This window comes from Hymenobacter jejuensis (assembly GCF_006337165.1).
Lineage (GTDB): Bacteria > Bacteroidota > Bacteroidia > Cytophagales > Hymenobacteraceae > Hymenobacter > Hymenobacter jejuensis.
The window spans coordinates 800,994-813,424 of record NZ_CP040896.1; the positions used below are offsets into that span (position 1 = coordinate 800,994).

The following is a 12,431-nucleotide window of genomic DNA, read 5'->3' on the forward strand; positions in this document are numbered from 1 at the left end:
CTTTTTGAACAAGAATAAAGCAGGTCGGGTTGTTAGGCTTCGGTTTATGGAGCTTAACAGCCCGACCTTTTTTTACGGCGCGGCCCGAAGCGTCACCAAAGCTTTCCATGAAATCAAAACTCGTACTGGTACCCCTCACGTTGGGCGGGCTGGCCATTGGCATGACGGAATTCGTCATGATGGGCATTCTGCCCGACATCGCGCAAGCCATGCACATCAGCATCCCGACGGCGGGGCACTTTATTTCGGCGTACGCGCTCGGCGTGGTGGTCGGGGCGCCGTTGCTGGTGGCTCTTACCGGCAAGCTGCCGCCCAAGCAGATTCTGGCGTTGCTGATGGGCCTGTTTGCCATCGGCAACGGGCTTTCGGTGCTGGCGCCCAGCTATGAAATCATGCTGCTGACGCGGTTTATTTCCGGCTTGCCACACGGGGCTTTTTTCGGCGTGGGCGCCGTGGTGGCGGGCCGCTTGGCAACACCGGGTAAGGAAGCGCAAGCCGTTTCGATCATGTTTGCGGGCCTTACCATCGCCAACATCATCGGCGTACCGATCGGCACGTATCTGGGCCACAACTTCAGCTGGCGTATCCCCTTCATAATCATTGTGTTAGTAGCACTGTTCACGGTGTGGAGCGTGCGGCAGTGGCTGCCCGATCTGCCGGCGAAAGTAACGCGGCTGCAAGATGAGTTTCACGCCTTTACCAAGTTGGAGCCTTGGATGATCATTGGCATTACGATATTGGGCAACGGCGGCTTTTTTGCGTGGTTCAGCTACATCGTGCCGCTGTTTACCGACGTTACGGGCTTCAGCAATACTGCGGTAACCTTCCTGATGGTGCTGGCCGGTGTGGGCATGGCGCTGGGCAACCTGCTGGGCGGCTGGCTCACCGACCGCATGTCGCCGCTGCGGGCAACCTCATGGCTGCTGATGGCCATGGCGGTAGCCCTATTGATTATCCCTGTCGCGGCGCACTATCAGATTCCGACACTACTGATGACAATGCTGACGGGCGCCCTGGCATTTTCAACGGCAGCGCCGATTCAGATGCTGATGATTCGGGCAGCGAAAGGCTCCGAGATGCTGGCTTCTTCGCTTAGTCAATCAGGCTTTAATACGGGCAATGCGCTGGGTGCTTATCTAGGCGGGCTGCCCATTGCGGCGGGCCTGGGCTACACGTCGCCTGAATTTGTGGGTGCAGCGCTGGTTGCAGGCGGAATTTTATGCTGCGTGGCACTGGTAGCCCGGCGACGAAATAAGGTCAAGCTGGAACTTGTGACAGGATAAGATATCGGAGGCAGTATCTGAAGCGGCTGCTCCTTTGCCGCAACTTCCTAACTTCGCCCAAGCTACTGCCATGCTTTGGCAGCTAACCGCAGCAAGCAACCAAACCGCTCGCTTCGGGGTTCTTAGTGCTCTATTCCTGTATCGCCTTTGATATCCTTCGCCTCCTCTCCTTGGCTGATTCTGCTGTGCCTGGCCGCCGGCGTGGGCTATGCAGCTCTTCTGTACTCGGCGAAAGCGCCTTGGAGCAAGCCGCTGAACTACGGACTGGCTTTGCTGCGCTTTTTGGTGGTAAGCTTTCTGTGCTTTCTGCTGCTGTCGCCGTTCGTCAAAACGACGACTACCACTACCGAAGACCCTACTGTGGTGCTGGCCGTCGATAACTCGCAGTCGGTAGGGCTGTTTACACCGGTCCCGACGTTGCAGCAAACGACTACCGGCTTGGAGCAGCTCAGCCAAACGCTACGCGGCCGCGGCTTCAAGGTCGAGATTCAAACCCTGGACCCTTCAGCTCACCCCTCGCGGCCCGACTCCATCCGCTTTCAAACGGCCGCTACCGACCTGGACGGCATGCTCAGCAACATTCAAGATGCGTATGACGGCCGCAACCTGGCGGGCGTGGTGCTGGTGTCGGATGGCATTGTCAATCAGGGCCGTTCGCCGGTGTATTCGGAGTACAACTTCCCAATTTACAGTGTGGCCGTGGGCGATACATTGCCCAAAAAAGACCTGAGCTTGCCGACGCTCAACTACAACCGCGTGGCTTTCAGCGGCAACCGTTTCCCGATTGAGGCAGAAATTGGCTACGACGGCTTTGGCGGCGGCACGGCCACTGTGCAGCTGCGTGAAAACGGCCGTGTGTTGCAAACCAAGCAGGTAAACCTACCCGCGGGCCGGCGACGTCAGAAAACTACGTTTCTCGTAACGGCTCCCGCGCCCAGCAAGCGCCGGTACGAAGTACTGATCACGCCGAAAGCGGGCGAGTTTACCACGCTTAACAACTCCAAATTTGTTTACGTCGAAGTGGTGAAAGGCAAGTTGCGCGTGCTGCTGGCTGGCGCCGCGCCCCACCCCGATTTGAAAGCGCTGCGGGCCGCTATTCTGCAAAACGACAACTTCGACCTGACTACCTACCTGCCCGGCATCGCGCCGCTGAAAGCGCAGGATTACGACGTAGCCATCCTGCACCAACTGCCGGCGCAGGGCGGCGTAGGTGCCGAAGTACTGGCTCAGGTTCGTGCGAAGCGCATTCCGGCGTTTTATATTCTGGGGCCGCAGTCTGATTTGAGTGCGTACAATGCCTTGGGTACGGGCCTGAGTCTCACGCCGCGCGCCCAGCAAACGGATGAGGTAACCCCCGTTTTGAACCAAGCCTTCTCGCGGTTTTCGTTTGAGGAAGAAGCTCTGCGGCGCTACGCGACCTATCCGCCGGCGCCGGTGCCTTTTGCCGAGTACCGCTTGGGCGGCGGCGCTGAAGCGGCTCTTTTTCAGCAAGTTGGCCGATTGAAAACCCAAAAGCCGCTGCTCGTATTTGGCGGCTCACCGGAGCATCGGCAGGCGACACTCCTGACCGACGGCAGTTGGCAATGGCGCCTTACCGAAGCCGCCGACCACGACGACCGCCCCGAAGCCTACGACCGCCTCATCATCCGGACGTTGCAGTTGCTCACCCAAAACGCCAACAAAAAGCGCCTCGATGTATACCCCACGCAAGACGCCTTTACCACCTCCGACGACGTGACCTTTGGCGCCGAGACCTATAACGCTATTTTCGAACGCATTTACGGTCAGCAGATTACGCTTACGCTCACCGACGAAAAAAACCGCAACCGTACCTTCACTTTCACCACCAGTGACGACGCGGCACCCCTGCACCTGGGAGCGTTGCCGGGCGGCCTCTATCGCTACGCCGCCCGCGCTACCCTCGGTGGTCAGCCCCAGCAAGACCGGGGCGAGCTGCTGGTGCAGGAGCAGCAACTCGAAGCGCTTGATGCCCGCGCCAACCACAACCTGCTGCACCAGCTTTCCCGTCGCAGCGGCTCGCGCCTCTACTACCCATCTCAGTTTCAACAGCTTAGCCAGGACATAGAAAAGGCTGATTATAAGCCCGTTATCTACAGTCAGGACGACATCAAGGATGTAATCAACCTAAAGTGGCTGTTCTTCCTGATCTTGGCTTTGCTCGCCACCGAATGGGCTACCCGCAAATACTCGGGCAGCATCTAACTCGCTGAAATTCATTTTGTTTGCAGCTTGTTTCAGAGCCGCAAAGTCAGCATTCCCTCCCGTATGAAATTGTATTTGTTTGGCCTGCTCGCCGCGGCCTCTTTCCTGTCAGCCTGCAAACCTTCGGTTGAGAAGCGGGCCCAATCGGCCGTTTCGGAGTTCATCAGCAACGGCATGAGCAACACGCGCTACTATCAGGCGGGGCGCTTTACGTGTCGGCCCTACACCCGCAAAGATTCGCTGGCTTACGTGGCCAGCCTGGCGCAGCTCAACGCGCTTGCCGATCGGCCCGCCGACTACATCCCAGTTGCCAATGCCCCGGCTCAGGCGGTAGCGGCGCCGGCCGCAGTCCCGGCGCCTATTCCCGCCGATTCGGTACGCATTGGTACTTTTGTCAGCCACACTTACAAAGAGCAAAACGGCACCGGCTTCACTATGCGCGACAGCGGGGAGTTCGTGGTATCTCCGAAAGGCGTGGTTCGGCCCCTGCTTGCCAACCATGTACTGCAAGCGCGCTTGAAACAAGCAAAAAGCACTCAAAGATAACTAATTGATATACAATTAGTTATACAACACCTTCCATTCTATACTTTTGCACAGAAGTTCCGCGCAAAATTCAGAATGCCAGTTGATTAGCGTAGTATACAACGAATTCCTTCCCTTTTCCCATGCGTTACATCCTCGTCAACAAGCCCTACGAAGTACTCACCCAATTCACCGACGAGAATGGGCGGACCACCCTCAAAGAATTTGTGCCGGTGCCGGGTGTGTATCCCGTCGGCCGGCTTGATTACGACAGCGAAGGCCTCGTGCTGCTCACCGACGACAAACCGCTGCAAAACCGCCTTTCGGAGCCGCGCTTCAAGGTGCCCAAAACCTACTGGGTGCAGGTAGAAGGCGAGCCTACCGAAGAAGCGCTGGCTACGCTGCGGCGCGGCGTCGATATGAAAAGCAGCTTTACCGCGCCCGCCGAAGCCAAAATCATCCCCGAGCCCGCCGAGTTGTGGGAGCGCAGCAAACCCATTCGCTTTCGGGCCAATATCCCGACTAGCTGGCTGGAAATCACGATTTCGCAGGGCATGAACCGGCAGGTGCGCAAGATGACCGCGGCCGTGGGCTTCCCAACGCTGCGCCTCGTGCGGGCTCGCATCGCTCACCTTGGCATCGAAGGCCTGGCGCCGGGGAAATGGCGGGAGTTGACACCAGAAGAAATCAAGAAGCTAAAAGCTGCTTTTTCGGCGACCAAAGACCCGGCGGAGCGCCGTGTAGCCCCAAAAACTCTCAAAACGGCCGCCCCAAATGCAGTAGCACCTAAAAAACCCGCTGGCAGCAAACCAAAGCCTACGGGCGCAGGTCGCACAAACAAGCCTACCCGTAACCCCGGCGCAGCCCGCAACGGCAAGCGGGGATGAAAAAGGCCAGTCAATAATGGTCATCTCAGCAGGCTCGTTTTCTCTTCCTCACGCGTGTCATCCTGACAAGTTCCTTCCTTCGTCAGGATGAAACCTGATTTAGGTATTTAGAGCATAAAGCCAAGTTATGGTGCTGCATTCGGGTATCTGGCTATAAAGTAATTGCTGTCCAGCTATTGGCTTCTGCAAGCTATCTGGTGAGTCCTAGTCTTACTACCGCCAATTCTTCCGTTATCCCTTCCCAATGATTTCCCGTGAAAGTCACTCCGTCGGGATTCTGGGCGTAGCGTGGCGCTTTGGTGACAATCTGTCACGGGAAAAGGCAGTTTTTGGCCTTGGTACGTTGCTTGTACCTACCCCACCGCGAGCAAATCGCATCCAAAACCAGACACCTTAACTCTTTAACGATATCCATTTAATATGGGAAAGATAATCGGTATTGACCTCGGCACTACCAACTCGTGCGTGGCCGTTATGGAAGGCAACGAGCCGGTGGTGATTCCGAACAGCGAAGGTCGCCGCACAACCCCCTCGATTGTGGCGTTCCTCGACAATGGCAAAGGCGAGCGCAAAGTTGGTGACCCAGCTAAGCGTCAGGCCATTACCAACCCGAAGAATACCATTGCTTCTATTAAGCGCTTCATGGGCCGTCGTTTCTCGGAAGTAACTGAGGAAACCAAGCACGTAGCTTATGAGTTGGTGCGTGGCACCAACGATACGGTCAGTGTGCAAATTGGTGACCGTCAATATACTCCGCAGGAAATCTCGGCGATGGTGCTTCAGAAAATGAAGCAGACTGCTGAAGATTACCTCGGCCAGCCCGTAACCGAAGCAGTTATTACTGTTCCGGCTTATTTCAACGATGCTCAGCGTCAGGCTACCAAAGAAGCTGGTGCCATCGCGGGCCTCGATGTAAAGCGTATCATCAACGAGCCGACGGCCGCTGCACTGGCTTACGGCTTGGATAAAAAGCATAAAGACCAGAAAATTGCTGTGTACGACCTAGGTGGTGGTACTTTCGACATCTCCATCTTGGAGCTAGGCGACGGCGTGTTTGAAGTCCTGAGCACTAACGGCGACACCCACCTCGGTGGCGACGACTTCGACCAGGTTATCATCAACTTCTTGGCCGAGCAATTTCAGCGCGACGAAAACATGGACCTGCGTCAGGATCCCATGGCTCTGCAGCGCCTGAAAGAAGCCGCCGAAAAAGCCAAAGTGGAGCTTTCTAGCTCAACCGAAACCGAAATCAACCTGCCTTACATCACCGCCACGGCTACTGGCCCGAAGCACTTGGTGGTAAAGCTGAGCCGCGCCAAGTTTGAGCAACTCGCTGATTCTCTGGTGCGTCGTTCGATGGACCCTTGCAAAAAGGCGCTCCAAGACGCTGGCTTGTCGACTTCGGATATCGACGAGGTAATCCTCGTGGGTGGTTCGACGCGCATTCCGCGCATTCAGGAAGAAGTAGAGAAATTCTTCGGCAAGAAGCCTTCAAAAGGCGTTAACCCCGACGAAGTAGTAGCCGTGGGTGCTGCCATCCAAGGCGGTGTGCTGACGGGTGAAGTGAAAGACGTGCTCCTGCTCGACGTTACTCCGCTCTCGCTGGGCATCGAAACAATGGGCGGCGTGATGACCAAACTCATCGAGTCGAATACCACGATCCCAACTAAGAAATCGGAGACGTTCTCGACGGCTTCCGACAACCAGCCTTCGGTTGAGATTCATGTGTTGCAAGGCGAGCGCCCGCTGGCTTCGCAAAACCGCACGATTGGTCGCTTCCACCTCGCCGATATTCCGCCAGCACCGCGCGGCGTTCCGCAAATCGAAGTAACCTTTGACATCGACGCCAACGGCATCCTGCACGTATCGGCTAAGGACAAAGGCACCGGCAAAGAGCAGAAAATCCGCATCGAAGCTTCGTCGGGCTTGTCTGACGCCGACATCGAGCGGATGCGCAACGAAGCCAAAGCCAACGAAGAATCGGATAAGGCTGAGAAAGAGCGCATTGAGAAGGTGAACCAAGCCGACTCGATGATCTTCCAGACCGAGAAGCAACTGAAAGAGTATGGTGACAAACTGAGCGCTGGCAACAAAACCGCCATCGAAAACGCCCTTGCTGACTTGCGTAAAGCGCACGAAAGCAAAGACTTGGCTCAGATTGATACGGCCATGACTGCTATCAACGCCGCTTGGCAAACTGCTTCAACCGAGATGTACAACGCTACGCAAGGCGAAGGTCAGCCGCAAGGCTACCCCGGCGGCGACGGCCAAGGCCCCGCCGACGGCGGCAACGGTCAGCAAGGCCAGCCCCACGACAATGTAACTGATGTGGACTACGAAGAAGTTGGTAACAAGTAATTGATAACCAAGTATATACAAAAGCCCGAAGCAATGCTTCGGGCTTTTTTGTTTTGAGGCCAATTCAACAGAATAGGTGAAGCGTTTCATCTTCATAAAAAACAACGTATTGCCCCCTTAGCTTACTGACTAACAATTTGTTTACCATGCGATTTCTCATCATCGGTGCTGGAATAGGGGGCTTGACTACGGCGCTGGCGCTGCTGCGGCAGGGACACGAAGTACAGGTCGTGGAAGCGGCTCCGGAGCTGCGCGAAGTAGGTGCAGGCGTGGTGCTGGGCGCAAATGCCATGCGGGCGTTAGCACAGTTCGGAGCCCACGACGCCGTGCGGCCTCTGGGTCATCCGGTGACGCATTTGCACCTCTACAACCAGCAAGGCGATCTGCTGAATGCTGCGGATACAACGCCATTTACTGAGCGCCTGGGCTTCGACAATCTTGGCATTCACCGCGCTACGCTCCAGCATGCGCTCCTTAGGCTTTTGCCGCCCGGAATCGTGCAAGTGGGCAAGCCCTTTGAGCGTTTTGAGGCGACACTCTACAACATAATGGCCCATTTTGCGGACGGCTCGGCAACGACTGCCGACGCCCTGATCGGTGCCGATGGGATTCGGTCGCGGGTGCGGCGCCAGCTACTGCCCCAGAGCCAGCCGCGTTATGCAGGCTATACATGCTGGCGGGCAGTGGTCAATGCCACTTCACTGCACCTGAAGGCCGGATACGCTTCGGAATTTTGGGGCCGGCCGGGGCGTTTTGGATACGTCCCGATGGCCAATGGGCAAGCTTATTGGTTTGCCTGCATCAACAGTCCGGAAGCCAATAACCCGCGTTTTCGGGGATTTCGCGTGGCCGATTTGCAGCGGCATTTCGGCAGTTTTCATGCGCCCGTGCCCGAAATGCTGGCCCTGACGCGCGACGACCAACTTTTGTGGAATGACATTCTGGATATTAAGCCGTTGCGCCACTTTGCATTTGGGCGCGTATTGTTGCTCGGCGACGCAGCGCATGCCACTACTCCCAACTTAGGGCAAGGTGCAGGACAAGCCGTGGAAGATGCCGCCGTTTTGGCCGCGTGCCTCAGCCGGCAGCCCAAGCCCGAAGACGCTTTTCGCGAGTTTGAGCGCCTGCGTCGCCCTCGCACGACCCGCGTAGTCAAGCTATCGTGGCAGATGGGGCGGGTGGCGCAGCTGCAAAACCATGTGCTCACTTTTCTGCGCGATGCCGTAATGCGGCGCGTGCCCGCCAGCGTGCAGAACAGCCAGATGGATTTCTTGTATCAACTTGATTAGCAATGCAATACGCAAATCAGGCAGAAGAATTCGTTTTCTACTTCGGGTTCATAGCTTCCTGCATTTCTTCGTCAGCTTCTTCCTGAAAGCCCTTTTCGATTTTCTCTTCAACCTCTCTATAATCCTCAGCATCAGGCTTTTCGGCTTGCACTTCTTGTTGGGCTTTGGCGTGGGGCTCGTAGCTAAGGCGAATGCAGATGGGGAAGTGATCGGAGCCGGTGTAAGGCAAGCGACGAATGTCAGCTACTTTGAAATCGGGCGAGTGAAAAATATGGTCCAAAGGCCAGCGCATCAGCGAATATTCGGCGTGAAACGTCGGGAGTAAGCCGCGCCCAATGCGCGGATCGAGCAAGCCGCTCAGGCGCCGAAACAGCTCGGAAGTATGCGACCACGCCACGTCGTTCATGTCGCCGGCCACGATGGTGGGTTCTTCGGAATTCTCAATCTCGCTGCCCACGAGCAGTAATTCCGCATCGCGGCGGGTGCTGGTTTTGGATTCTTGGGGTGCCGGCGGCTTGGGGTGCAGGCAATACAACCGCACCAGCTCGCCCGAGGGCATTTTGACGTGCCCATGAAAAGAGGGAATGTCGTCGTCGAGGAGAAATTTAATCTGCGGATTAACCAACTCCAGGCGCGAAAACAGCAACAGGCCGTAGGTATTGGGCAGCGGCGCATAGGCGGTGTGCGGATGCGTGGCTTCCAGCACGCTCAGCTTTTCCAACCACCATTGGTCGGTTTCGACGGCCAAGATGATGTCGGGATCGCAGTCGCGAATCACACGCAGGCACGCTTCCGAATCGCGGTTGGTCATCAGCACGTTGGTCACCATCATGCTGAGCTGGCGCTGTTTGTTGGCCAAACCCGCCGGGCTACTGTTTTCTACTTGGCGAGGGCGCAACGGCGTGTACGGCGCAATGCGGTAAAACTGATACAGCGCGCACACGAACAAAGCCGTGATAAGTCCTATTCCGGCCGCCCAGTGGTGCACACCCAGAAGTAAAGCCCCAACCGCGCTGACGGCCGCCACGGCCGTGATTTGCAAGCGCGGAAAATCAAAAATGCGAATCCACCATGCCTCTTCCCGTAGCAAGGGCAAGAGCGTAGCTACGATGGCCGAAATGCCAATCAAGAGGATCAAACCCCGGACTATTGACAGCCCCAGCGAAACGTCCATGCAGTAAAGTAATGCCGATAGGCAATGGGTGGGTAGAAGTGTAAACTACAGCAACACAACATCTTACAAAAGACAATGAGCTGCTGTTAGGATGGGTACAGATGGGTACAAGAAGCCGGCCGAGTTTGCCCAGAATCCGAAAAATGCAAAGTCAGTTACTTTACCATTTAGTGGCTTCTACGCGTCAGCCCGCAGGCGGTTGTAGCGAGTAAACATACTAATTTGTGGGATTTGCCGATTGCGGTTCCCTCGTACCTTTACCCCGCCGACCTGCCTTCGCCTATGGAAATTCTGCTCGCTACGTTTACTACGCTCTTTTCAGTGGTCAATCCGTTTGGGGCCATGCCCGTATTTCTGACCCTGACGGAGCAGGAAACGCCCAGCCAGCGCAAGCAAATCGGGCTACGGGCTTGTCTGTATATGATTGGGGTACTGAGCGTTTCGTTTTTTGCGGGCCAGTATGTCCTCAACTTTTTCGGCATCAATATTCATCACCTGCGCATTGCTGGGGGCATCCTGCTCATGCGCTCGGCCTTCGACCTGCTCACGCCCGGCGGCAACCGCGACCGCGTTTCGCCCGCCGCGCTGGAGGAGAGCAAGCACAAAGACGATATTTCCTTCACGCCCCTGGCCATGCCCATGCTGTCGGGGCCGGGCTCGATGGCCGTGTGCATCAGCTTGTTTACTGGCCGCCTTTCTTTCTTCGATATGGCGCTGATCTTTCTGGGGTTCGTGTTGGTGGCCTTGGCCAGCTACATCATCCTGATGTCGTCCTTGCGCCTGACGCGGTTTTTGGGCCGGCCGGGCATGTCGGCGCTGGCACGCATCATGGGTTTTATTACGCTGGCTATTGGTGTCAATTTTTTAGCTACGGCGATCAAGGCACTGTTTCCGGGCTTGAGCAGCTAGAGTTTGCGAGATGCTTTCTCAGTCATAATAATACGTAATTATCTATTAATCAAATAGTTACGTTAAATAAATACCGCTATTCATTTGGGCACTGTAACTTGCAGTTCCATCTGCTTCTGTTATGCTCAAAAACGACCTTTTGCTCCGCGCCGCTCGTGGCGAAGAAACCGAACGTACTCCCGTCTGGCTCATGCGCCAGGCCGGCCGCATTTTGCCCGAATACCGTGCTTTGCGGGCACGTCTGAGCGGTTTTAAGGAGCTTGTCGAAACACCAGAACTGGCAGCGGAAGTCACCATTCAGCCGGTGGATGCGCTGGACGTTGACGCGGCCATTATCTTTTCCGACATTCTGGTGGTGCCCGAAGCCATGGGCTTGCCTTACGAGATGCTGGAGGCCCGCGGGCCACTCTTCCCGACCACCATCAAATCGGCAAAGGACGTGCAAAACCTGCGCATCGCCGACCCCGAGGAGCACTTGGGTTACGTGCTGGAAGCCATTCGCGTGACCAAGCGGGCCCTCAATGGCCGTGTGCCGCTGATTGGTTTTGCCGGCGCCCCCTGGACGATTCTGGCGTATATGGTGGAAGGACACGGATCCAAAACCTTCTCCAAAGCCCGTCGTTTGCTGTATGCCGAGCCAGAACTGGCGCACGAGTTGTTGCGCAAAATCACGGCAACCACCATCGCGTACCTGAAGGCACAGGTAGCTGCCGGTGCCAATCTGGTGCAGGTTTTTGACTCGTGGGCTGGTATATTACCTCCGGCTCATTACCACGAATTCTCGACGTGCTACATCGCCGAAATCTGCGACGCGATTCCGGAAGTGCCAGTTACGGTATTTGCCAAGGGCGCTTACTTCGCCATTCCGGAATTTGCCCGCCTGAATTGCCGCACCATTGGCTTGGACTGGAACGAAGACCCGCGGGCAGTACGCGCCGCCATCGGCAACGACAAAACCCTGCAAGGCAACCTCGACCCTTGTGCCCTATACGGCACGGCCGAGCAAGTACAACACGCTACTATTCAGATGCTTAAGCAATTTGGTCCGCACCGCCACATTGCCAACCTGGGCCACGGCGTGTACCCCGATACCAATCCGGACAACGTGAAGGTGTTCGTCAATACGGTGAAGGAATTCAGCGTGTTAGCGCGCGAAGGCAGCCTTTAGCCCGGATTTTTGCTCCGCATGAAACGTCGTTCTGTTTCCCGCAAGCCGGATAAATTTCCGGCCGAAAACGTATTTGAGCGCTGGACCAGCGAACACTTACGCCCGCATTCTGAATTTGAGCAATGCCATTTTATCGGCGGCGACTTTGCCAGCGCCACTTTGGGCAATAAGCGGTTTGTCGACTGTCTGTTTGAGCGCTGCAACCTGTCGTTGGCTTCGCTGGCGGGCACGGGGCTGCAAAACGTTGCTTTTCAAGACTGTAAGCTCTCGGGACTGCAGTTTACGGCCTGCCGCGACATGCTGTTTGAAGTGCATTTCGACCGCTGCCAGCTCTCCTATGCTTCCTTTTATGGCAAGCGGATGCCGGGTACGCACTTCGGGCACTGCAACCTAACAGACGCCGACTTCACTGGCGCCGACCTAGCCAACGCTGATTTCCAAGAATGCACCCTCAACGGAGCGGTATTTCACCAAACGCAGCTTTCCGGCGCCGATTTTCGCACCGCTACCGGGTTCATCATCGACCCCGACATCAACCCGCTCAAAAAGGCCCGCTTCGTACTCGAAGGCCTGCCTGGGCTGGTTAACAAATACGGAGTAATAATTGGGCAATAA

10 protein-coding genes are annotated in these 12,431 nt (G+C 56.2%); 9 read left to right on the top strand and 1 reads right to left on the bottom strand.

Features of this window, described 5'->3' with window-relative positions:
* Positions 1-107 precede the first annotated feature (107 nt).
* The 6 genes from FHG12_RS03070 to FHG12_RS03095 all read left to right on the top strand — a co-directional run bounded on the left by FHG12_RS03070 (position 108) and on the right by FHG12_RS03095 (position 8,565).
* Positions 108-1,283, top strand: a complete 1,176-nt coding sequence (locus FHG12_RS03070) for an MFS transporter (protein WP_139514221.1) — start codon at positions 108-110, stop codon at positions 1,281-1,283.
* Between the two features lie 147 nt (positions 1,284-1,430).
* The gene (locus FHG12_RS03075; RefSeq protein WP_230471270.1) at positions 1,431-3,506 is read left to right on the top strand and encodes a VWA domain-containing protein; all 2,076 of its coding nucleotides are present in this window, start codon (positions 1,431-1,433) and stop codon (positions 3,504-3,506) included.
* 63 nt (positions 3,507-3,569) lie between these two features.
* Positions 3,570-4,052 (top strand): hypothetical protein, encoded by a 483-nt coding sequence (locus FHG12_RS03080; protein WP_139514222.1) that lies wholly within the window; start codon positions 3,570-3,572, stop codon positions 4,050-4,052.
* Between the two features lie 122 nt (positions 4,053-4,174).
* Positions 4,175-4,918 carry a pseudouridine synthase gene (locus FHG12_RS03085; protein ID WP_139514223.1) on the top strand — a complete coding sequence of 248 codons (744 nt, stop codon included), beginning with the start codon at positions 4,175-4,177 and terminating at the stop codon, positions 4,916-4,918.
* 420 nt (positions 4,919-5,338) lie between these two features.
* On the top strand, positions 5,339-7,276 hold the full coding sequence (dnaK, locus tag FHG12_RS03090; protein WP_139514224.1) for a molecular chaperone DnaK: 1,938 nt from the start codon (positions 5,339-5,341) through the stop codon (positions 7,274-7,276).
* A 146-nt stretch (positions 7,277-7,422) separates the two neighbouring features.
* Positions 7,423-8,565 carry an FAD-dependent monooxygenase gene (locus FHG12_RS03095; RefSeq protein WP_139514225.1) on the top strand — a complete coding sequence of 381 codons (1,143 nt, stop codon included), beginning with the start codon at positions 7,423-7,425 and terminating at the stop codon, positions 8,563-8,565.
* Between the two features lie 37 nt (positions 8,566-8,602).
* On the opposite strand, the gene FHG12_RS03100 is transcribed toward FHG12_RS03095, so the two are convergent.
* A complete protein-coding gene (locus FHG12_RS03100; protein WP_139514226.1) occupies positions 8,603-9,739 on the bottom strand; it encodes an endonuclease/exonuclease/phosphatase family protein in 1,137 nt (378 codons plus the stop codon).
* 282 nt (positions 9,740-10,021) lie between these two features.
* Between FHG12_RS03100 and FHG12_RS03105 the strand changes: the two genes are divergently transcribed.
* The 3 genes from FHG12_RS03105 (at position 10,022) to FHG12_RS03115 (ending at position 12,431) form a co-directional block, all read left to right on the top strand.
* Positions 10,022-10,648, top strand: a complete 627-nt coding sequence (locus FHG12_RS03105) for a MarC family protein (RefSeq protein WP_139514227.1) — start codon at positions 10,022-10,024, stop codon at positions 10,646-10,648.
* Between the two features lie 121 nt (positions 10,649-10,769).
* Positions 10,770-11,816 (top strand): uroporphyrinogen decarboxylase, encoded by a 1,047-nt coding sequence (gene hemE, locus FHG12_RS03110; protein ID WP_139514228.1) that lies wholly within the window; start codon positions 10,770-10,772, stop codon positions 11,814-11,816.
* Positions 11,817-11,834: 18 nt separating this feature from the next.
* Entirely contained in the window at positions 11,835-12,431 is a 597-nt protein-coding gene (locus FHG12_RS03115; RefSeq protein WP_139514229.1) for a pentapeptide repeat-containing protein, read from the top strand.